This window comes from Pseudomonas sp. KH_024_B2 (genome assembly GCF_057839965.1).
This window is the reverse complement of record NZ_CM174502.1, coordinates 1,021,932-1,043,978: the sequence shown is the minus strand read 5'-3', so window position 1 is coordinate 1,043,978 and position 22,047 is coordinate 1,021,932. Positions and strand designations below refer to the sequence as shown.

Annotated in this window: 21 protein-coding genes and 1 tRNA gene; 6 read left to right on the top strand and 16 right to left on the bottom strand. The window is 57.8% G+C overall.

Going from position 1 to position 22,047, the window contains the following annotated elements:
* The 8 genes from hscA to trmJ all read right to left on the bottom strand — a co-directional run bounded on the left by hscA (position 1) and on the right by trmJ (position 6,865).
* Entirely contained in the window at positions 1-1,866 is a 1,866-nt protein-coding gene (gene hscA, locus AC3I0A_RS04885) for a Fe-S protein assembly chaperone HscA (RefSeq protein WP_489376490.1), read from the bottom strand.
* A gap of 51 nt (positions 1,867-1,917) precedes the next feature.
* Entirely contained in the window at positions 1,918-2,439 is a 522-nt protein-coding gene (gene hscB, locus AC3I0A_RS04880; protein ID WP_489376489.1) for a co-chaperone HscB, read from the bottom strand.
* Positions 2,440-2,447: 8 nt separating this feature from the next.
* The gene (gene iscA / locus AC3I0A_RS04875) at positions 2,448-2,771 is read right to left on the bottom strand and encodes an iron-sulfur cluster assembly protein IscA (RefSeq protein ID WP_150641549.1); all 324 of its coding nucleotides are present in this window, start codon (positions 2,769-2,771) and stop codon (positions 2,448-2,450) included.
* Positions 2,772-2,805: 34 nt separating this feature from the next.
* Positions 2,806-3,192: a Fe-S cluster assembly scaffold IscU gene (gene iscU / locus AC3I0A_RS04870; protein ID WP_003443374.1), complete on the bottom strand. Its 387-nt coding sequence runs from the start codon at positions 3,190-3,192 to the stop codon at positions 2,806-2,808.
* 97 nt (positions 3,193-3,289) lie between these two features.
* The gene (locus tag AC3I0A_RS04865) at positions 3,290-4,504 is read right to left on the bottom strand and encodes an IscS subfamily cysteine desulfurase (RefSeq protein ID WP_489376488.1); all 1,215 of its coding nucleotides are present in this window, start codon (positions 4,502-4,504) and stop codon (positions 3,290-3,292) included.
* A 50-nt stretch (positions 4,505-4,554) separates the two neighbouring features.
* Positions 4,555-5,046 (bottom strand): Fe-S cluster assembly transcriptional regulator IscR, encoded by a 492-nt coding sequence (gene iscR, locus AC3I0A_RS04860; RefSeq protein ID WP_489376487.1) that lies wholly within the window; start codon positions 5,044-5,046, stop codon positions 4,555-4,557.
* A 269-nt stretch (positions 5,047-5,315) separates the two neighbouring features.
* On the bottom strand, positions 5,316-6,092 hold the full coding sequence (cysE, locus tag AC3I0A_RS04855) for a serine O-acetyltransferase (protein ID WP_489376486.1): 777 nt from the start codon (positions 6,090-6,092) through the stop codon (positions 5,316-5,318).
* 2 nt (positions 6,093-6,094) lie between these two features.
* Positions 6,095-6,865: a tRNA (cytosine(32)/uridine(32)-2'-O)-methyltransferase TrmJ gene (gene trmJ / locus AC3I0A_RS04850; RefSeq protein ID WP_489376485.1), complete on the bottom strand. Its 771-nt coding sequence runs from the start codon at positions 6,863-6,865 to the stop codon at positions 6,095-6,097.
* Between the two features lie 146 nt (positions 6,866-7,011).
* Between trmJ and suhB the strand changes: the two genes are divergently transcribed.
* Positions 7,012-7,827: a type III secretion system regulator SuhB gene (suhB, locus tag AC3I0A_RS04845; protein ID WP_489376484.1), complete on the top strand. Its 816-nt coding sequence runs from the start codon at positions 7,012-7,014 to the stop codon at positions 7,825-7,827.
* A gap of 192 nt (positions 7,828-8,019) precedes the next feature.
* On the opposite strand, the gene AC3I0A_RS04840 is transcribed toward suhB, so the two are convergent.
* The 6 genes from AC3I0A_RS04840 to queA form a co-directional block, all read right to left on the bottom strand.
* Positions 8,020-8,568 (bottom strand): glycine zipper 2TM domain-containing protein, encoded by a 549-nt coding sequence (locus AC3I0A_RS04840; protein ID WP_489376483.1) that lies wholly within the window; start codon positions 8,566-8,568, stop codon positions 8,020-8,022.
* 122 nt (positions 8,569-8,690) lie between these two features.
* The gene (secF, locus tag AC3I0A_RS04835; protein WP_489376482.1) at positions 8,691-9,611 is read right to left on the bottom strand and encodes a protein translocase subunit SecF; all 921 of its coding nucleotides are present in this window, start codon (positions 9,609-9,611) and stop codon (positions 8,691-8,693) included.
* A gap of 9 nt (positions 9,612-9,620) precedes the next feature.
* Positions 9,621-11,489 (bottom strand): protein translocase subunit SecD, encoded by a 1,869-nt coding sequence (secD, locus tag AC3I0A_RS04830; protein ID WP_489376481.1) that lies wholly within the window; start codon positions 11,487-11,489, stop codon positions 9,621-9,623.
* Positions 11,490-11,551: 62 nt separating this feature from the next.
* On the bottom strand, positions 11,552-11,887 hold the full coding sequence (gene yajC / locus AC3I0A_RS04825) for a preprotein translocase subunit YajC (RefSeq protein ID WP_489376480.1): 336 nt from the start codon (positions 11,885-11,887) through the stop codon (positions 11,552-11,554).
* A 42-nt stretch (positions 11,888-11,929) separates the two neighbouring features.
* Positions 11,930-13,045 carry a tRNA guanosine(34) transglycosylase Tgt gene (tgt, locus tag AC3I0A_RS04820; RefSeq protein WP_489378416.1) on the bottom strand — a complete coding sequence of 372 codons (1,116 nt, stop codon included), beginning with the start codon at positions 13,043-13,045 and terminating at the stop codon, positions 11,930-11,932.
* A gap of 5 nt (positions 13,046-13,050) precedes the next feature.
* Positions 13,051-14,115: a tRNA preQ1(34) S-adenosylmethionine ribosyltransferase-isomerase QueA gene (gene queA, locus AC3I0A_RS04815; protein ID WP_489376479.1), complete on the bottom strand. Its 1,065-nt coding sequence runs from the start codon at positions 14,113-14,115 to the stop codon at positions 13,051-13,053.
* Positions 14,116-14,223: 108 nt separating this feature from the next.
* Here queA and AC3I0A_RS04810 point away from each other — a divergent pair.
* From AC3I0A_RS04810 to AC3I0A_RS04790, 5 genes are all read left to right on the top strand, one after another.
* A tRNA-Leu gene (locus AC3I0A_RS04810) sits at positions 14,224-14,308 on the top strand.
* 163 nt (positions 14,309-14,471) lie between these two features.
* Positions 14,472-15,791 (top strand): tyrosine-type recombinase/integrase, encoded by a 1,320-nt coding sequence (locus AC3I0A_RS04805; protein WP_489378415.1) that lies wholly within the window; start codon positions 14,472-14,474, stop codon positions 15,789-15,791.
* 908 nt (positions 15,792-16,699) lie between these two features.
* The gene (locus tag AC3I0A_RS04800; RefSeq protein WP_489376478.1) at positions 16,700-17,677 is read left to right on the top strand and encodes an integrase domain-containing protein; all 978 of its coding nucleotides are present in this window, start codon (positions 16,700-16,702) and stop codon (positions 17,675-17,677) included.
* Entirely contained in the window at positions 17,674-17,949 is a 276-nt protein-coding gene (locus AC3I0A_RS04795) for a hypothetical protein (RefSeq protein WP_489376477.1), read from the top strand. The genes AC3I0A_RS04800 and AC3I0A_RS04795 overlap by 4 nt, the downstream gene beginning before the upstream one ends.
* 196 nt (positions 17,950-18,145) lie before the next feature.
* Positions 18,146-20,518 carry a TOTE conflict system archaeo-eukaryotic primase domain-containing protein gene (locus AC3I0A_RS04790; RefSeq protein ID WP_489376476.1) on the top strand — a complete coding sequence of 791 codons (2,373 nt, stop codon included), beginning with the start codon at positions 18,146-18,148 and terminating at the stop codon, positions 20,516-20,518.
* A 369-nt stretch (positions 20,519-20,887) separates the two neighbouring features.
* Here AC3I0A_RS04790 and AC3I0A_RS04785 read toward each other — a convergent pair whose 3' ends face one another.
* Positions 20,888-21,190: a hypothetical protein gene (locus AC3I0A_RS04785; RefSeq protein WP_288074740.1), complete on the bottom strand. Its 303-nt coding sequence runs from the start codon at positions 21,188-21,190 to the stop codon at positions 20,888-20,890.
* 63 nt (positions 21,191-21,253) lie between these two features.
* Positions 21,254-21,958, bottom strand: a complete 705-nt coding sequence (locus AC3I0A_RS04780; protein ID WP_489376475.1) for a helix-turn-helix transcriptional regulator — start codon at positions 21,956-21,958, stop codon at positions 21,254-21,256.
* Positions 21,959-22,047 lie beyond the last annotated feature (89 nt).

Sequence of the window (22,047 nt, the reverse complement as noted above, 5' to 3'; positions counted from 1 at the left end):
TTATTCCTCGATTTCATTCAGGTTGCGCCCCGCCAGAGCGGCTTTCACCGTCGAGTCCAGGCGGCGGGCTGCAAAGGCATCGGTCACTTGCGACAGACGCTTGGTCTGCTGCTCGATGGCATACCCATCGGTGCCCTGCATCAATTCACTCAATTCCTTCATCTGCAATTCGATGACCATGCGCTCTTCGGCATCGAGCAAACGCTCGCCGTCGACGTCGAGGGCGCCCTGCACCGCTTCGATCAGGCGCTGGGCATCGACCTGCTGCTCACGCAGTACCCGGGCGACCTTGTCGTCGTTGGCGTGCTGGAACGAATCCTTGAGCATCCGGGCGATTTCGCCGTCGGTCAGACCGTAGGACGGCTTGACCTGGATGCTGGCTTCAACGCCCGAACCCAGTTCACGGGCCGCGACGCTGAGCAGGCCATCGGCATCGACCTGGAAGGTCACACGAATTTTCGCCGCACCGGCGACCATGGCCGGGATACCGCGCAATTCAAAACGCGCCAGAGAGCGGCAATCGCTGATCAGCTCGCGCTCACCCTGCAGCACATGAATCATCATGGCCGACTGGCCATCTTTGTACGTGGTGAAGTCCTGAGCCCGCGCGACCGGGATGGTGGTGTTGCGCGGAATCACCTTCTCCATCAACCCGCCCATGGTTTCCAGCCCCAGGGACAGCGGAATCACGTCGAGCAGCAACAGCTCGTCGCCGTCACGCTTGTTGCCGGCCAGCGTATCGGCCTGGATCGCGGCGCCAATGGCCACCACCTGATCCGGATCGATCTCGGTCAACGGCTGACGACCGAACATCTCGGCCACGGCTTCACGCACGCGTGGAACGCGGGTCGAACCGCCGACCATGACCACCGCCTGAACATCTTCCAGCTCGATAGCCGAATCGCGAACGGCGCGTCGACACGCTTTCAGGCTCTGCGCAACCATCGGCTCGATCAGCGCATCGAATGCCAGACGGCCCAGTTCGGCACGCCAGTCGCCGTAGACGACCTCGACCGAATCGGCATAGGTCAGCGCTTCCTTGGCCACACAAGCGGTTTGCAACAGGTTGCGCTGCGCGCCCGGATCGAGATCGGCGGACAAGCCCGCCTGTTCGATAATCCAGCCAGCGATCGCGTGATCGAAGTCATCGCCACCCAGGGCGCTGTCGCCGCCGGTGGCCAGCACTTCGAAAACACCGCCCGTCAGACGCAAAATCGAAATATCGAAGGTGCCGCCGCCCAGGTCATAGATCGCCACGACGCCTTCGGCGTGTTGATCCAGGCCATAAGCCACCGCCGCAGCGGTCGGCTCGTTGAGCAGGCGCAGGACATTCAGACCGGCCAGTTTGGCCGCATCCTTGGTGGCCTGACGCTGAGCGTCATCGAAATAGGCCGGAACGGTGATTACCGCGCCCACCAGCTCACCGCCCAAGGTCTCTTCAGCGCGCTGACGCAGCACTTTGAGGATATCGGCGGAGACTTCGACCGGACTTTTCGGCCCTTGCACGGTGTCGATGAACGGCATGTGCGATTCGCCGTCAACAAAGCGATACGGCAGTTGCTCGCCCAGCTGCTTGACGTCGGACAGACCACGACCCATCAAGCGCTTGACCGACAATACGGTGTTGAAGGGGTCGCTTGCGGCAGCCAGTTTGGCCGCCGTGCCCACTTCTATACGGTGGCCAGCGTGATAGCGCACGGCAGACGGCAGAATGACCTGCCCGTCAGCGTCGGCCAGAGGCTCGGAAAGACCACTGCGCAATGCAGCGACCAGCGAATTGGTAGTGCCCAAGTCGATACCGACAGCCAGACGACGCTGGTGCGGTTGAGGACTTTGGCCGGGTTCGGCGATCTGCAGTAGGGCCATCGTTATCAGGACTTATCTGTATATCAGGCGTGCGACCGGAGCGGCACTGGGTTAATCGTCGAGGCGCTCTTCTAACTGGCGCACTTCGTAGGTGAGCTTGTCGAGGAACTGCATGCGTCGCATCAGGCGTTCGGCCTGTTCGCGTTGCGCTGCATCATCCCAACAGGCTGCGAAGCTTTCGTTCAGCTCATCCTGAGCGATCTTCAGGCGGCACTTGAACACGGCAATGCCGGCCAGGTCGGCGCTGTCTTGCAGGTCTTCGAGCTCTTCACGCAACTCCATCTGCTGCAGAAGAAACTCCGGATCATGCACCGTGACCTCCAGCGGCAGCTCATGACCGCCCAAGGCGAGCAAATAACGTGCGCGCTTCGGGGGATTCTTGAGCGTCTGATAGGCCTCGTTGAGGCTCGCGGAGTGCTCTAGCGCCAGCCGCTGCTCGCGCTCGGAAGCGTCTGCAAAGCGGTCCGGATGAACACCGCGCGCCAACTCACGGTAGCGCGTGGCCAACTGCTCGAGATCCAGACGGAAACTCGGTTTCAGTTCAAATAAAGCGAAATGACAAGGAGTACCCACGAGCAGCCTCAGATGTTGAAGCTTTCGCCGCAGCCACATTCACCGCGCACGTTGGGGTTGTTGAACTTGAAGCCTTCGTTCAACCCTTCCTTGACGAAATCGAGTTCGGTGCCGTCCAGGTACGCCAGGCTTTTCGGGTCGATGATCACTTTCTCGCCGTGACTTACGAACACCTGATCCTCTGCAACCACCTCGTCGACAAACTCCAGCACGTAGGCAAGGCCGGAACAGCCTGTGGTGCGAACACCCAGACGAATCCCCTCACCTTTGCCGCGCCCATTGAGGGAGCGTCGCACGTGTTGAGCAGCCGCTTCTGTCATGCTGATAGCCATCGGTGACTCCTTACTCGTCGCCAAATCTTGAAAGTCAGATCAAGCCTTTCTTCTGCTTGTAATCGCGAACGGCCGCTTTGATAGCGTCTTCAGCGAGTACCGAGCAGTGAATTTTTACCGGCGGCAAGGCCAGTTCTTCAGCCAGCTGAGTGTTCTTGATGGTCTCTGCTTCATCCAGAGTCTTGCCTTTCATCCACTCGGTCGCAAGCGAGCTGGAGGCGATAGCCGAACCGCAACCATAGGTCTTGAACTTGGCGTCTTCGATGATGCCTTGTTCGTTGACCTTGATCTGCAGGCGCATCACGTCGCCGCAGGCTGGAGCGCCGACCATGCCGGTGCCGACATCAGGATCTTCTGCGTCCATCTTGCCGACGTTGCGCGGGTTCTCGTAGTGGTCGATGACCTTTTCGCTGTAAGCCATGGTTCTTAATCCTCACTCATCAGAGAGTCGCTCTTGGGATTCCGCAAATCGCCGTAGTCGATGCGTTCTGCAGAACCCGTTGGCGGCGACTTATATATCAGTGTGCCGCCCACTCGATTTTCGAGATGTCGACGCCATCTTTGTACATGTCCCACAGCGGCGACAGAGTGCGCAGCTTGGTAACAGCCTCGCAGACTTTCTGCGCGGCGTAGTCGATTTCTTCTTCGGTAGAGAAACGGCCGAAGGTGAAACGGATCGAGCTGTGCGCCAGTTCGTCGTTGCGGCCCAGGGCGCGCAGAACGTACGAAGGCTCAAGCGATGCCGAGGTGCAGGCAGAACCCGAGGAAACCGCCAGATCCTTGAGCGCCATGATCAGCGACTCGCCTTCAACGTAGTTGAAGCTCAGGTTCAGGTTGTGCGGTACACGGGAAGTCATGCTGCCGTTGATGTACAGCTCTTCCAGGCCTTCGACCTGCTTGAAGAAACGGTCGCTCAGGGCTTTGATTCGCACGTTTTCGCTAGCCATGTCTTCCTTGGCCACACGGAACGCCTCGCCCATGCCGACGATCTGGTGAGTCGCCAGGGTGCCGGAGCGCATGCCACGTTCGTGACCGCCGCCGTGCATGGTCGCTTCGATGCGAACACGCGGCTTGCGGCTCACGTACAGTGCGCCAATGCCTTTAGGGCCGTAGGTTTTGTGGGCCGAGAAGGACATCAGGTCGACCTTCAGCTTCGACAGGTCGATCTCGACCTTGCCGGTGGACTGCGCGGCGTCGACGTGGAACAGGATCCCTTTGGAACGGGTCAGTTCGCCGATAGCTGCGATGTCGTTGATGGTGCCGATTTCGTTGTTTACGTGCATGACCGACACCAGAATGGTGTCCTCACGCAGTGCGGCTTCAATCATGGCCGGAGTGATCAGACCGTCTTCAGTCGGATCGAGGTAGGTGATTTCGAAACCTTCGCGCTCCAGTTGGCGCATGGTGTCGAGAACCGCCTTGTGTTCGATCTTGGAGGTGATCAGGTGCTTGCCTTTGGTGGCATAGAAATGCGCGACACCCTTGATTGCCAGGTTGTCGGACTCGGTGGCACCGGAGGTCCAGACGATTTCACGCGGATCGGCGTTGACCAGGTCAGCGACCTGACGACGGGCGTTTTCCACGGATTCTTCGGCTTTCCAGCCAAACACGTGGGAACGGGACGCCGGGTTACCGAAGTTTCCGTCGACCAGCAGGCATTCACTCATCTTTTGCGCGACACGCGGATCAACCGGGGTGGTCGCAGAGTAATCAAGGTAAATCGGCAATTTCATGGACTATCTCCTAAATCAGGCTGGCTGGCGTGCCGCTAGCTCTATGGCTGTCATTCGACGGCGGACGCTTCAATCTTTTCCAGACGCGGCGCCTTGCTATTACTGCGGCGCAGGTCCTGACGCTGGGCTACTTCCTGCACCTCACGGCGAGTCACAAGGTCAGCCAAGCTGATACCGCTCAGAAATTCATGGATCTGCAGGCTCAGATCGCACCACAAGTGGTGGGTCAGGCAAGTGTCACCGGCATGGCAGTCGCCAAGGCCCTGGCAACGGGTTGCATCGACCGACTCGTTCACCGCATCGATCACCTGAGCGACCTGGATCCCCTGCATATCGCGCGATAGCTGGTAGCCACCACCCGGACCACGGACGCTGGACACCAGATTGCTGCGGCGCAATTTGGCGAAAAGCTGCTCGAGGTAGGACAGGGAGATGCCTTGGCGCTCGGAGATATCGGCCAGGGACACCGGCCCGTTCTGCGCGTGCAACGCCAGGTCAAGCATGGCGGTTACGGCGTATCGGCCTTTTGTAGTCAGTCTCATGGACAGGTACCACGGAGTTTCGGAATGGGGGCGAGTATGCAATTCCCGAGTATTTAAGTCAACTATAAGACCTAGCGTTTTACTCGGGTTTACCAGCAAAAAGAGCGCGCGAATGATAGCAAAGCCGGGCGAGGATCGACCAGCAATACCGCGTTATCGTTCATCGCGAGCAAGCTCGCTCCCACATTAGATTGGCACCGGACACAAAATCCATGTCCACACGCGATCAAGTGTGGGAGCGAGCTTGCTCGCGATAGGGTCGCCGCGGTTTAGCTGGCCTGACTCTCATCCTTGCCTTTCACACAGGCGAAGTCTTCTTCGCGCAGTTCGGGCAAGTCCTTGGCGCAGTAGTTACTGCCCAAATCCTTGAGCGCACCGCACATGCCTTCGAGACGACCGTCCACCGCCTGCAAATGATCGAGCAATTGACCAATGGCCCGCGCGATCGGGTCCGGCATGTCCTCGCCGACACCGTAGGCATCGAAGCCGATTTTTTCCGCCATCGCCTTGCGCCTGGCTTCGAGCTCGTCATCGGACTTCATGATGATCCGCCCGGGAATGCCGACCACCGTCGCACCGGCTGGCACCGCCTTGGTCACCACCGCATTGGAGCCGACCTTGGCCCCGGCACCGACCGTGAACGGCCCCAGCACCTTGGCGCCCGCGCCCACCACTACGCCGTCTTCCAGCGTCGGGTGGCGCTTGCCTTTGTTCCAGCTGGTGCCACCCAGGGTCACGCCCTGGTAAAGCGTCACGTCATCGCCGATCTCGGCGGTTTCGCCGATCACAATGCCCATGCCGTGATCGATGAAAAACCGCCGACCGACCTTGGCACCCGGGTGGATCTCGATCCCGGTCAGCCAACGACCGAAGTTCGACACCACCCGCGCCAGCCACTTCCAACCCATGCCCCACAAAGCCGAAGCCAGGCGATGGATCCAGATCGCATGCAGGCCGGGATAGCAGGTCAGCACCTCAAAAGCGTTACGCGCCGCCGGATCACGGTGGAAAACACTCTGGATATCTTCACGCAAACGCTCGAACATCATTAATCCTTCCGTTTAAGAAGCTCGCCACGGGCCGCTTTCTGGGTTTCCGTGAGGATGCCACGCAAAATATTCATTTCCGCCCGGCTGACCGAGCTGCGTCCGTACAACCGGCGCAGGCGCGCCATCAAGTGCCGTGGTTTTTCCGGGTCGAGGAACTCGATGGCCACCAGGGTCTGCTCCAGGTGCTCATAGAATCGCTCCAGTTCATCCATGGTCGCCAACTCGCCACTTTTAGTGGACGCCACTTCATCCTTCTCGACCTTGCTCGGCTGGCCTTGAGCCGCCAACCAGGACATACGCACTTCATAGCTCAACACCTGCACCGCCGCCCCCAGGTTCAGCGAGCTGAACTCAGGGTCTGATGGGATGTGCACGTGATAATGACATCGCTGCAGCTCTTCATTGGTCAGGCCGGAATCTTCACGGCCGAACACCAGAGCAATCTCGGCGTCCTGCGCGGCTTCCTCGACCACCTTCACCCCGCATTCGCGGGGATCGAGCAACGGCCAGGGAATGCGCCGATCACGGGCGCTGGTGCCGAGCACCAGATTGCAGCCGACCAAGGCCTCTTCCAAGGTGGCGACGACTTGCGCGTTTTCAAGGATGTCCCCGGCGCCGGAGGCTCGGGCATCGGCCTCGTGGTGCGGGAACAACCGCGGCTCGACCAGCACCAGCCGCGACAGCCCCATGTTCTTCATGGCACGCGCAGCCCCGCCGATATTCCCGGGGTGGCTGGTATTGACCAGGACGACACGAATGTTTTGCAGCAAGGGAGGCGCTCTCGAACACATTAATTGGGAGCAGAATCTTACAGAGCATCCTACCGTTAAGCTATGAAAGCGAACGTCGACCTTCATCTGTAGAAAGTTTCTGATAGAATGCTCGGCTTTCTTTAACAACCTTAGGTGACACATCCATGCAGCCCATGCTGAATATCGCGCTGCGCGCCGCCCGCAGCGCCAGTGAATTGATTTTCCGCTCCATCGAGCGCCTGGATACCATCAAGGTCGACGAAAAAGACGCCAAGGACTACGTGTCCGAAATTGATCGTGCTGCCGAGCAGAAAATCATCGACGCGCTGCGCAAGGCTTACCCGACTCACGGCATCCTTGGCGAAGAAACCGGCATGCACCCCGGCAGCGGCGAAGGCGAAGACTACCTGTGGATCATCGACCCACTGGACGGCACCACCAACTTCCTGCGCGGCGTTCCACACTTCGCTGTCAGCATCGCCTGCAAATACCGCGGCCGCCTGGAACACGCAGTGGTTCTGGACCCGGTTCGCCAGGAAGAATTCACCGCCAGCCGTGGTCGCGGCGCTCAGCTCAACGGTCGTCGTCTGCGCGTCAGCGGTCGCACCAGCCTTGAAGGCGCCCTGCTGGGTACCGGTTTCCCGTTCCGTGATGAGCAGATGGACAACCTCGACAACTACCTGGGCATGTTCCGCAGCCTGGTTGGCCAGACCGCCGGCATCCGCCGCGCCGGTGCCGCCAGCCTCGACCTGGCCTATGTTGCCGCCGGTCGCTACGACGCGTTCTGGGAGTCGGGCCTGTCCGAGTGGGACATGGCTGCAGGTGCCCTGCTGATCCAGGAAGCTGGTGGTTTGGTGAGCGACTTCACCGGCGGTCACGACTTCCTTGAAAAAGGCCACGTCGTTGCCGGTAACACCAAATGCTTCAAGGCAGTACTGACGGCCATCCAGCCGCACCTGCCAGCTTCGCTGAAGCGCTAAGCGTCAGGCACAAAAAAAGCACCTTGCGGGGTGCTTTTTTTATGGGCGGGATTTGAGCGTTAAACTTGCAAACCACAATCCCTGTGGGAGCGAGCTTGCTCGCGATAGCGGACTGTCAGGCGGCATCAATGTTGAAAGTCAGGCCCTCATCGCGAGCAAGCTCGCTCCCACATTAGATTTCAGTGCGCTCACTTATTGAGCAGGCTCACCCTGCCCCAGAATCAGCTGGCCGTCCTTGTTGACCGGAATCTGGTTGCCCGGATCACGATCCATACGGACCTTGCCTTCCTTGCCATCCAGCGAATACCTCACGTCATAACCCACGACCTTCTCGCTGATGTCATTCACGGTGTTACAGCGCGTCTGAGTGGTGGTGTAAGTGTCCTTGTTCTGCATGTTTTCCTGGACCTTGTTGCCGGCGTAACCGCCGCCAACCGCGCCCGCAACGGTGGCTATCTTCTTGCCAGAGCCGCCGCCGACCTGATTACCCAGAAGGCCGCCAGCCACTGCACCGAGCACCGTACCGGCAATCTGGTGTTGATCCTTCACCGGCGCCTGCCGGGTCACGGCAACGTCCTTGCAGACCTCTCGCGGTGTCTTGATCTGTGTCTTGACCGGTTCGACAGCCAGCACTTGCGCATACTCAGGGCCTTTATTCACCAGCTTATAGGTAGCAATAGCACCCCCGGCAGTCACACCGACAGCACCCAATACCGCTCCTACCAGCATCGACTTGTTCATCATGAACCTCCTGACCATCACAAGCGGGACATACCCGCGCTTCTCCTAGCCTTGGAGCACAAAAAAAGGCGCGAGTTCAACACTCGCGCCTTTTGGGGTGAAGCCTGAAGAGTCGATTGCCGTTATGGGCGGTCGTCGACTTCCTGTTCAGTGCTGACCGAAGGAATCAAGTCCTCGGTCGTCAGGCTCAGCCAGATCAGCACCACGTTGGCGATGTAGATCGACGAGTAAGTACCCGCCAGAACACCGACAAACAGCGCGATGGAGAAGCCGAACAGGTTGTCGCCACCGAAGAACAGCAGAGCGGCGATCGCCAGCAAGGTGGAGATCGACGTGGCCATGGTCCGCAGCAGGGTTTGCGTGGTCGAGATGTTGATGTTCTCGATCAGCGTCGCCTTGCGCAAGACCCGGAAGTTCTCACGAACCCGGTCGAATACCACAATGGTATCGTTCAGCGAGTAACCAATGATCGCCAGTACCGCCGCCAGCACCGTCAGGTCGAAGGTGATCTGGAAGAACGACAGGATACCCAGGGTCACGACCACGTCGTGGATCAGCGAGACGATGGCACCGACCGCGAACTTCCACTGAAAGCGGAAAGCCAGGTAGATCAGGATGCCGCCCAGCGCCATCAGCATGCCAAGGCCGCCCTGATCGCGCAGCTCTTCACCCACTTGCGGGCCGACGTACTCCACGCGCTTGACCACCGCCGGGTTGTCCCCGCCGACCTTCTGCAGCGCTTCAGCGACTTGATGACCCAGTTGCGGGTCTTCACCTGGCATACGCACCAACAGGTCGGTGGTCGCACCGAAGCTCTGAACGATGGCATCGTTGTAACCCGCCTCCGTCAGCTGGCTACGAACCTTCATTACATCCGCCGGACGCTCGTAGGTCAGCTCGATGAGCGTACCGCCGGTGAAGTCCAGACCGTAGTTGAGGCCCTTTTGAGCCCAACTGAACAGAGCCAGAAGAGTGAGGAGCAATGTGACGCCGAACGCAATGTTGCGAACGCCCATGAAGTTGATTGTACGTGTACCTAACATGGCAGCCCCTTAAATCCACAACTTCTTGAAGTCACGACCGCCGAAGATCAGGTTGACCATCGCGCGGGTCACCATGATGGCCGTGAACATCGAGGTAAAGATCCCGAGGGACATGGTCACCGCAAAGCCTTTGACTGGACCTGTGCCCATGGCAAAGAGAATCCCGCCGACCAGCAGTGTGGTCAGGTTGGCGTCGAGAATCGCGGTAAATGCCCGGCCGAAGCCTTCGTTGATTGCCCGCTGCACGGACATGCCGGCAGCGATCTCTTCACGTATCCGCGAGAAGATCAGTACGTTGGCGTCGACCGCCATACCCATGGTCAATACGATACCGGCGATACCCGGCAGGGTCAGCGTCGCACCCAGCAAGGACATCAAGGCCAGCAGCATCACCATGTTCACCGCCAGCGCAACCGTGGCGATCAGACCGAAGAAGCGGTAGATAGCCATGATGAACAGCGACACGAACAGCATGCCCCACAAGGAAGCGTCGATACCCTTGACGATGTTGTCAGCACCCAGGCTCGGGCCAATGGTGCGCTCTTCAGCGAAGTACATCGGCGCCGCCAGACCACCGGCACGCAGCAGCAGCGCCAGCTCGGAAGACTCGCCCTGACCGGTCAGGCCAGTGATACGGAACTGACTGCCCAGTGGCGACTGGATGGTCGCCAGGCTGATGATCTTCTTCTCTTCCTTGAAGGCCTGGACCGGCACGTCTTTCTCGACACCGTTGACCACTTGCTTGACGTAGGTGGTGATCGGCTTCTGCTCGATGAAGATCACCGCCATGCTGCGGCCGACGTTGCTGCGAGTCGCACGACTCATCAGCTCGCCGCCGTGGCCATCAAGCTTGATATTCACCTGCGGACGGCCTTGCTCGTCGAAACCGGCCTGAGCGTCAGTCACCTGATCACCGGTGATGATCAGGCCACGTTCGATCTGCGCAGCCGGACGGCCACCTTCACGGAACTCGAAAGACTCGGAAGTGGCTTTCGAAGCACCCGGCTCGGCGGCCAGACGGAATTCAAGGTTGGCAGTCTTGCCGAGGATCCGCTTGGCTTCAGCGGTGTCCTGCACGCCCGGCAGCTCAACCACGATACGGTTGGCACCCTGACGCTGAACGATAGGTTCGGCAACACCCAGCTCGTTGACGCGGTTACGTACCGTGGTCAAGTTCTGCTTGATGGAGTATTCACGGATTTCCGCCAGCTTGGCCGGGGTCATCGCCAGACGCAGCACCGCCTGACCATTGAGGTCGGCCGGGGTCAATTCGAAATCGTTGAAATTCTTGCGGATCAGCACACGGGCCTGTTCGCGGGAAGCCTCATCACTGAAGCCCAGCTGAATGGCACCGTCCAGTTGCGGCAGGCTGCGATAGCGCACACGCTCTTTACGCAACAGGCTCTTGACGTCGCCTTCGTAGACTTTCAGGCGTGCATCGAGGGCTTTATCCATGTCCACTTCCAGCAGGAAGTGCACACCACCGGACAAGTCCAGACCCAGCTTCATCGGATGCGCGCCAAGGCTGCGCAGCCATTGTGGAGTGGTCTGTGCCAGGTTCAGTGCGACAACGTAGTCATCACCCAGGGCCTTGCGCACGACATCTTTGGCTGGAAGTTGATCTTCCTGCCTGGTCAGACGCAACAAACCGCCCTTGCCGCTCTCAGCCAGAGAGGAGGCCTTTACAGCGATCCCGGCGTCGGTGAGCGCTTTGCTCGTGCGGTCCAGATCAGCCTGAGTGACCTGCAGCGCAGTGCTTGCACCGCTGATCTGAATGGCCGGATCGTCAGGGTATAAATTGGGAGCGGAATAAATAAAACCGATCACCAGCACCGCCAGGATCAGTACGTATTTCCACAGAGGGTATTTGTTCAGCATCACGCCGCCCGCTTATGACGCGGGGCGCCTTGCGCGCCCCGTCGATTGGTAAAAGTTGAAACCTAGATCGCTTTCAGCGTGCCTTTTGGCAGCGTGGCGGCAATGGCGCCTTTCTGGAACTTCAGCTCTACCGTGTCGGAAACTTCGAGAACCACGAAATCGTCAGCCACTTTAGTGATCTTGCCGGCGATACCGCCGGTGGTCACAACTTCGTCACCTTTTTGCAAGTTGCCCAGCAGGTTCTTCTGGTCTTTGGCGCGCTTGGCCTGTGGACGCCAGATCATCAGGTAGAAGATGACCAGGAAGCCGACCAGGAAAATCCATTCAAAACCGCCACCCATTGGGCCGGCAGCAGGTGCAGCAGCATCAGCCATGGCATTAGAGATAAAAAAGCTCATTTAGCACTCCAGTTGCAATATTGAATCTTAGGGTCGGAAAACTCAGTCCAAAGGCGGTACAGGCAACCCGCGTTTGGCATAGAAGGCCTCAACAAAGGCGGCCAATGTACCCTGTTGAATAGACTCGCGCAAACCAGCCATAAGCACCTGGTAATGGCGCAAATTATGGATGGTATTCAACATGCTACCCAGCATTTCGCCGCATTTGTCCAGATGGTGCAGATAAGCGCGGGAGAAGTTCTGGCAGGTATAGCAATCGCAAGTCGGATCCAGCGGCGAATCATCATGGCGATGGAACGCGTTGCGGATCTTCAGCACGCCGGTGTCAATGAACAGATGCCCATTGCGAGCATTGCGGGTTGGCATCACGCAATCGAACATGTCCACACCGCGGCGCACACCCTCAACCAGATCTTCCGGTTTGCCAACGCCCATAAGGTAACGAGGTTTGTCAGCCGGCATCTGGCCCGGCAGGTAATCCAGCACCTTTATCATCTCGTGCTTGGGCTCGCCCACCGACAAACCGCCGATGGCCAGGCCGTCGAAGCCGATCTTGTCCAGACCTTCCAGGGAGCGCATGCGCAGATCCTGGTGCATACCACCCTGAACGATACCGAACAGTGCAGCGGTGTTGTCGGCATGGGCATTCTTCGAACGCTGAGCCCAGCGCAACGACAGCTCCATGGACACCCGCGCGACGTCTTCATCGGCCGGGTACGGCGTGCATTCGTCGAAAATCATCACGATGTCCGAGCCCAGGTCGCGCTGAACCTGCATCGACTCTTCCGGGCCCATGAACACTTTCGCGCCATCGACCGGCGAGGCGAAGGTCACGCCCTCCTCCTTGATCTTGCGCATGGCGCCCAGGCTGAACACCTGGAAACCACCGGAGTCGGTCAGAATCGGGCCTTTCCACTGCATGAAATCATGCAGGTCGCCGTGCTTCTTGATCACCTCAGTGCCAGGACGCAGCCACAGGTGAAAGGTGTTGCCCAGGATGATTTCAGCGCCGGTGGCGGTGATATCCCGCGGCAGCATGCCCTTGACCGTGCCGTAGGTGCCGACCGGCATGAACGCCGGAGTTTCGACGGTACCGCGGGGAAAGGTCAGACGACCGCGACGAGCCTTGCCATCAGTGGCGAGCAACTCAAAAGACATACGACTCATGCTTGATCCTCAGGGGCCAAACCCTTGGGGGCAGTTGGCGCAGGGTTACGGGTGATGAACATCGCATCACCGTAGCTGAAAAAGCGGTACCCATGCTCGACGGCCGCTGCATAGGCAGCCATGGTCTCGGGATAACCGGCGAACGCCGAAACCAGCATCAACAATGTGGATTCGGGCAAATGGAAGTTGGTCACCAGGGCATCGACCACATGGAACGGCCGACCCGGGTAGATAAAGATATCGGTGTCACCACTGAACGGCTTGAGCACACCGTCGCGGGCCGCGCTTTCCAGCGAGCGCACACTGGTGGTCCCTACCGCAATCACCCGCCCGCCACGGGCACGGCAAGCGGCGACCGCATCCACCACATCCTGACCGACTTCCAGCCATTCATTGTGCATGTGGTGATCTTCGATACGCTCCACGCGCACCGGCTGAAACGTCCCGGCACCGACGTGCAGGGTCACGAACGCGGTCTCGACGCCCTTGGCGGCAATCGCCTCCAGCAGCGGCTGATCGAAATGCAGCCCCGCCGTCGGCGCCGCCACCGCGCCCAGGCGCTCGGCGTAGACCGTCTGATAACGCTCGCGGTCCGAGCCTTCATCCGGGCGGTCTATATAAGGAGGCAACGGCATGTGCCCGACGCGATCGAGCAACGGCAGCACTTCCTCGGCAAAGCCCAGCTCGAACAACGCGTCATGACGCGCCAGCATCTCGGCTTCGCCGCCGCCGTCGATCAGGATCTTCGAACCTGGCTTGGGCGACTTGCTGGAACGCACATGGGCCAGCACGCGATGACTGTCGAGCACCCGCTCGACCAGAATTTCCAGCTTGCCGCCGGAAGCCTTCTGGCCAAACAGCCGCGCCGGAATCACCCGGGTATTGTTGAACACCATCAAATCGCCCGGGCACAAATGCTCGAGCAAATCAGTGAATTGACGGTGTGCCAGGGCGCCGCTGACCCCATCCAGGGTCAACAGGCGACTACCACGACGCTCAGCCAAAGGATGGCGAGCGATCAAGGAATCAGGGAGCTCGAAGGTAAAGTCAGCAACGCGCATGATGGGGTTCGTCTAGCAGGGCCGGAAAGTTTAGCGGAAATAGTAAAAATTCTCCACGAAACGTGATTGACCAACGGTAATCTCATCTCTATACTTCGCCGCCATTGAGCCCTGATGGCGGAATTGGTAGACGCGGCGGATTCAAAATCCGTTTTCGAAAGGAGTGGGAGTTCGAGTCTCCCTCGGGGCACCATTTGCAGTACATAGACGACTACCAGCGTCTACGCAACACCCCTAGAGCCCGCTAACTGCGGGCTTTTTGGTCTCTGGGGTTCCATCCCCGTCCCTTGCAAGCCAGCCTCTTTTTGGTACATTTTCTGTACAGATTCCAGTTCGAGAACCGGAGGTGTACAGCCATGCCCCTCACTGCCTTGCAAGTCAAAGCGTCCAAGCCTGCCGACAAGCAATACACGCTGAGTGATAGTTCGGGTCTTGCCCTTCTAGTCCAGCCGAACGGCCACAAGTACTGGCATTTCCGCTATTCGTATCATGGTCGCCCGGCGCGCATGTCATTGGGCGTCTACCCGAGCATCTCCTTGCAGGAAGCTCGCGAACGGGCTGCCGAATGCCGCAAGCTGCTCAAGGAAGGAACCAATCCTGGAGCCAAACGCCGGGATGACAAGCAGCAGCAACGGGAGGCTGGCCTCAACACCTTCAGGCGAGCTACGGAGTACTGGTATCAGTTCAAGGCCGACTCCGGCCGCAGCCATGCGACGCTAAAGAAGATTCGCGACTACCTCGACAAGGATCTGCTACCGGCACTCGGCGAGATGCAGCTGGAGCACATTACTCGCGCCGACTGCGCGAAGTTGCAGGCCAGCATCGAAAAGCGCGGGGCGTTCAATGTGGCAGACAAGGCTCGGACCTGGCTCAAGCAGATTTTCAGTCAGGCGATTGCGCGGGGGTTGTGCGAACACAATCCGGCTTCAGAACTTCATGCCATCGCGTTGGCGCCGCCTTCCCCTGAGCACTATCCGCATTTGCGTGAAAGCGAGCTGCCGGAATTTCTTCAGGCACTGAGCAAGACCACCAGCCGGTTGCCGTCGAGGATTGCTTCGTGGATGGCAATACTGACGGCGAGCCGACCCGGCATGGTTCGGTATGCGACGTGGGATGAAATAGATTTTGAAGAAGGGACGTGGACCATACCGGCTGAACGCATGAAGATGCGCCGGGACTATGTCAGTCCCCTGCCCCATCAACTGATCGAGATGCTGATCAAGCTGCACCAATGCACTGGACGCAGCCGCTACCTGTTTCCGGGTAGTGGTGAGAAACGGCCCGTCATCAGCGAGAACACGATCAATCTGGTGTTTGCCAAGATTGGCTATAAAGGGCGGATGGTGAGCCATGGCGTTCGCCACACCGCGAGCACGCTGCTGCGCGAACATGGGTGGCTGAAGGATCATGTTGAAAGTCAACTGGCTCATGTCGAGGGTGGCATTGCTGGGGAGTACAACCAGGCGCTGTACCTGACGCAACGGCGGATCATGATGCAGTGGTATGCCGATTATCTCGATGCGCTCAGGGCTGGGATTACGGCGAGTCTGCGGGATCAGTTTGATACGCGGGTTAATCAGTTTCTGTCGCGTAAGTCTTCGGAGCTTCTCGGAGTTAACTCGGCCGGTGGTGGCATCAGCGCCTTGGAAGATGAGCGTGGCGCATTCCAGCGCTAACACGTCAGTGAAATCTCCACAGCTTTGCCTTCCACGCGGGCCCTTCCAAGCAGGGCTGCAAAGCCGCCCTGCTTGGAAGGGCCTCACTTGAAAAATCTAAAAATCAGCATAACCGTCTTCTAGAAACCACGGATTTCCATAGACGGCTTATGCCATTCGCAGCCGCAGAATTCTCGAAAAATCGAGCCTTGACCCTGTCTATCGGAGAGCGTAGAAAAGATCGTGCAAACGCTGTCGTTGACAGCAACCCAGGTAGCCAGAACCTTTAAGGCTACGCCACACCGTGGTGGTTCTCCCAAAGTGCGATTAGCGTCCGGCGGCTCGCACGGTCACAGCGATGTGATGGATGCCTACTTTTACCAGTTGCCCACTGCGGCAACTCATCCCCTTTCATAGCTGCTCTGCAGCAACCTATCCGCTTGGCCATTTCCTTGCGCCAACCTGCGCCCGTCTCTTTCTCCCGGAAAGAGACGGGCGCTCCAACCGCTGCTGCAGCCCAACTCGTACAAGGCTTTGCGGCATTCCCCCTCGTGACAATCGGCGTGACAAACACCGAAGTCACCAGCCACAGCGATGCAAATGATGGTGCCGCAGCCCACGGAATGGACTGCACCTGACTGACAGTCAGGCATGCCCCGGTCACCGCATCACTGCCTTCACCTGACTCCGTATCTCGCGGCGCTGGTCTCGTCAGCCAGCGCAACCTCCACCCGCCCACTCCTTTGGAAGTGCTCAGGAGGTCAGATCATGAGATGCCCAAGCTCCCGGTCGTAAAGAGCCGCCAGTCCCGCGTTAGTGGACAACCCTCACAGGTCGCAGGGGCCTTGATCCCTGATAACACTCAGCATTCTTGGCGGGATGACGTGGGGAAAGACTTCAAACGGTTTGGCTTCGAGAGGAGTTTGATCATGGCGTTGGTCGGTAGACGGGATGGGCGCAATTTTGGCTATGGTCGGCAGCTGAGCTATGCCGGTCCGCAGGCCTTGAAAGACCTATTCGGCAGCGGGCACTACGGCACGGTTAAGGCGCACAGCGATCGTTGGCAGGCGTTTGTGCGCTGGTGTCGGTCGGAGGATGGCCCGGGGTTTAACAATGCGCGGCAGATTGATCGGCAGACCTTGATGGACTACGCCGGACATCTACGCCAACAAGTTGAACGAGGTGAGCTGGCCATCGCAACTGCGCAAAACCGGTTGTCCAGTGTGAATCGGACCATGGCTGCGCTTCGCGGTGATCAATATGTGAAAGTGCCAAGTCCGAGCAAGGCTTTGGGAACGCAGCGCATCACCGTGCGCACGACAAATCCTCAAGGCCAAGATCACGAGCAAGTGATACTCACTGTCGATGCGCTCCGCGAACAGCATCCGCGTGCCGCTGCCATCGCACAATTGGCACGTGCCACCGGCATGCGTTTGCGTGAGGCGATTCTGGCCGACCTACCGCGACTCAAGCGTGAAGCCGAACACTACGACAAGATCAACATCCAGGACGGCACCAAAGGTGGCCGCGGCGGCGCAACCGCGCCTCGTTGGATCAGGGTGGATGACCATATTCGCGAAGCGCTCAGGTACGCCGAACAGGTCTCTCCCGACGGTAGCCGCAACCTGCTGGCACCGAACGAGAGCTACCTCGATTTCCAACGGGAAATCGTCCGCCCCGCCCGACACATCCTCCATCAGCACAATCTCAAAGGTTTCCACGAACTGCGCGCGGCTTATGCGTGCGAACGCTATGAGCAGATCACCCATCACCTAGCGCCCATCAACGGTGGCAGGTGTAGGCGCCTCGATCCACGCCTTGATCGAGAGGCACGCTTACAAATCAGCTATGAGCTGGGACACGGTCGAATCGACGTGGTATCGGCGTACATCGGTGGTCGGGTATGAATAAACCATTCGATATGGAGATCTTCTTGGCTGGGGTGCTGACTGGAGCACATGCCACACGCGAACGTCACATCCGCCATGCCAAGACTATTCAAGCAGCGATTTCTGAACGCTGGAACCGAGATAATCCATGGACATGGCAAAGAAAACATCTCGTTTGGTTTTTGAACAGCCACATGAACTCAAACTCGAAATCGACGCGCTACTACTACCTGCTGACCACAAACCTGATCACTCTGCGCCTAGGAAAATCCTGGAATTTTCAACGTTAGCCGAATGCCAGCAACTGCGCGCTCTGTATCCCTAACTGGCAGATTGAGCCAGCCAACGATTTGATTGGGATTAGGGCGGGCCTCTTGAGCCCCTGAACCTAACCTCTGTTGTTTGATAACCTCTATGTTTTACTGATGGACTGAGGGTTGTAGCTCGAGGCTACAGGCTTCACTTGAGACGTAGAGGCTGAAGGCGGTGATAGACACTAGTCTGGTGGCGAAGCTAAGGGCTGAGAATGCAAGATTAGTTGCCTTGCTGGATGCTCATGGCATCGAATGGCGCCCGCCTGCTAAGCCAGGCAAGATAGCGATTGTCCAAGCAGAACAATCACAGCAACTCGATACTGATGGAAAGCTTGCCCTATTCCGAAGCTTGTTTCGTGGTAGGACGGACGTTTATCCCATCCGCTGGGAAAGCAAGGCAGGCAAATCAGGATACGCACCCGCTTGCGCAAACGAATGGAGGCCTGGCGTTTGTGAGAAGCCCCGAATTAAATGTGGCGACTGCGGTAACCGCCAGCTGCTTCCGCTGACCGATGAGGTGGTCTATCGCCATCTGGCGGGCGAAGTGGTCGTCGGTATCTACCCCCTACTCTCTGATGACACTTGTTATTTTTTGGCGGTCGACTTCGATGAGGCCGAATGGCGTGATGATTCCAAAGCTTTTGTGCAGTCATGCCATGAGCTGAACGTCCCGGTGGCGCTGGAAATATCGCGCTCAGGCCAAGGGGCTCATGGCTGGATTTTCTTTGAGCGTAATGTTCCTGCCTGCGATGCGCGCCGCCTCGGTGCCGCAATCATCAGTCATGCCTGTGAGCGCACCCGGCAGTTGGCGCTCAGCTCCTATGATCGACTGTTTCCAAACCAGGACTATATGCCCAAAGGCGGCTTTGGAAATCTCATCGCGCTCCCTTTACAAAAGCGGGCCAGGGCCCAAAACAATAGCGTTTTTGTAGACGACTCGCTTGAGCCTCATCCTGATCAATGGGCCTTCCTGGCATCGATTCAGCGCATGAGTCCAGAAGATATCCAGCCCGTTATTAACCAGGCGATGGGTAATCGGGACCCTTTAGGGGTCGCCTATGTCGATGACGAAGGTGATGCAGAACCTTGGAAAGATCGTGAATCGAGATCACGTAAATTGACATGCCCGTTGCCTGCTGCTGTGAACATCACGCTGGCTAACTTAATTTACTTTGAAAAGTCGGAATTGCCACAGCCATTGGCAAACCAGCTTGTCCGGCTCGCTGCCTTTCAAAATCCTGAGTTCTACAAAGCTCAGGCCATGCGCATGTCAGTGTGGAACAAGCCAAGGATTATCGGCTGTGCCCAGAACTTCCCCAAACATATTGCGTTACCACGTGGCTGTTTGGATGCTGCGCTGGAGCTTTTAGAGGAAAACGGGGTTACCCCTATTCTTAAAGACGAACGCTTCGCGGGCGACCCCATCGACGTGAGCTTTCTCGGGACCCTGCGTTCTGACCAAGAGGCTGCTGTCAGCGCAATGCTAAGTCATGACACCGGTATCCTCTGCGCACCGACAGCTTTCGGTAAAACGGTGAGTGCTGCTGCGTTGATTGCCGCACGTGGCATTAACACGTTGGTGCTTGTGCATCGGACGGAACTGTTAAGGCAGTGGCAAGAACGCTTGCAGGCGTTCTTGGGAGTCGGGAATGGTGTCGTTGGTACTCTTGGGGGCGGAAAAGCGAAGCTTACCGGCATCATCGACATTGCCGTAATGCAGTCGTTATCGCGAAAAGGCGAGATCAGCGATCAGGTAAAAAACTACGGCCAGATCATCGTTGATGAGTGTCATCACCTATCAGCAGTGTCATTCGAGGCACTACTGAGGAGCGCGACCGCGCGGTACGTACTGGGACTCACAGCAACCCCAGTGCGCCGAGATGGGCAGCAGCCCATTATTTTCATGCAGTGCGGACCGATCCGACATTCTGCTGCTCGACCAGCGAGTGCGCCCCATGACCTATCTGTCGTGCCTCGATTACTGCCCAAACCAATAGTGGTCCCCGACGGCTTTGGGATTCAGGACGTTTTTCGGCGTCTAGCCGACGACTCTGAGCGGACAGCCAAAATCGTCTCGGAGATTGAGCTGGCGTACAACGAGGGTAGAAAAATTCTAGTGCTAACGGAGCGGACGGAACATGTGGATGCCCTTGAATTAGAATTGAAGCCGCGCGTGCATAACCTTTTCACGCTTCATGGGCGAGTGCCTAAGAAACAGCGGATTTCCTGTATGCATGAGCTTGAGTCCCTTCCCCCTGATGCTCCACGGGTGCTGTTGGCAACAGGAAAACTAGTAGGTGAAGGCTTCGATCACCCGCCGTTGGACACGCTGGTACTGGCGATGCCCATCTCATGGAAGGGAATCCTTCAGCAATATGCGGGGCGGTTGCATCGATCGCATGCCGATAAGGCCGACGTGCGAGTGATCGACTTCGTTGACGAGGGTAATGTCGCGCTGCTGAGGATGTGGGATAAGCGCCAGGCGGGTTACAAAGCGATGGGCTACCGTATGGCTGATTCCATGGCCACCATGGACCTACTCTAACGTGGTTGACAGTTGACATATCAACGACCCCACTTTCGTAGACGAATGACCGGCCGCTGTGGGCCCAGGCTGTGTAAAAACGCAGACACTGTTTTGAAGCCTGCGTCGCTACGTAAAATTTGCCAATGATTGGTGTATCAGCGGACCTGAAATTTGCGTAGGAACGCGATTTTCGTTCTGGTTCTGACTGTCAAACCTGCTCTAAACCGTTTTTACAGCCTCAGTCGAAAGCGGTCGGTATCCACGGTTTGGAGCTGATCCGGCGCGGATACCCTGGGTGGTGACCACCACCAGTGACCACTTTTTGCTGGTCACATAGGACAACAACTCTCGTGCGCGAAAGGAGCCTAAGAGTAGGGCGCTGAGTTTCTACTCAGGGTAAAAATGTCCCATGAACGTAAGTGCTTCAATCGCCCGGGCGTAAGGGGCAAACCTCGGATCTCCACCCTCGAATGCCTGTGCGACTTTCTGAGCATTTTCAAGGCTGTCCCATTTAGCCAGGTCAGCGAAAACACGGCCTTGTGGTTCGGGACAATAACCTGAGAACTCAATCAACCCATCAAACCCTTTGAGGGTTTCCCGAAGCATCAACCGCAACTCAGGCATTTGGCTTTCGAAGCCTTCCTTGACTGTAAAAATTGCTAGCTCGAGTACATGGCTGTTCTGCATCATATGTCACTTCAATTGTGTGGTGAGGAGCGACCAGTATCCTGGGGTCGTACTGACACCGTACTGTCAGTGCTTGAGAGGTTGTTGGGCCGCCCATTGATCAGACTGAAACTGCATGTATGACCGCAGGTTCCATTCCGCCTCAAGCTTCTGACCATCCGTCATGATCTGCAGGCTTCGTATCCGGTCAACTCGAAAGTCTCTGTATGCCTTTCTGGACGTACACCATGTTCCGACAGTCCACTTTCCTCCCCAGTAGAAAAGGCCCAAGGGGAACACCATCCTGTCCGAGATCTCTTCACTCAAGCTGAAATATGAAAAGCGGACGGCTCTCGCCTGTTGAATAGCGCGGTGGAGATCGTCCAAATATCGTTGGTCTGGAGTGACGGGCTTAGCCCTCAACGCGCGGATATTGGAGAGTGATGGTTCTGTATTGCGGAACGGTAATACGGCAGCAACTTTGCTCAACAGCGTCCTTGCAGAAGAAGCGAGTTCAGCGCCTGCGGAATTTGAAAGCATCTCAACGCCCAACATCAGCGCGTCGAGTTCATCCTGGGTGAGTGTCAGAGGCGGCAGCTCAAACCCTTCGTGCAGAGCATACCCAACGCCAGCGACGCCATAGAGAGGAATACCGCTCACAGACAGGTCGTCGACATACCGATAAATCGTGCGGACTGAGACCCCGATACGCCCTGCCAAGTCTTCCGCTGTAATCGGCTGATGTACCCGGATCAGGTTTACTACCTGGAATAGCCGATCTGATTTACGCATGTACTGAAGGACCAATGTGCTCGATTTTAGGAAGGGCGTTGCCATCGCCTCCGAAGCATCCCATGTGTCGGGCGCATCTCGTCTGCGGG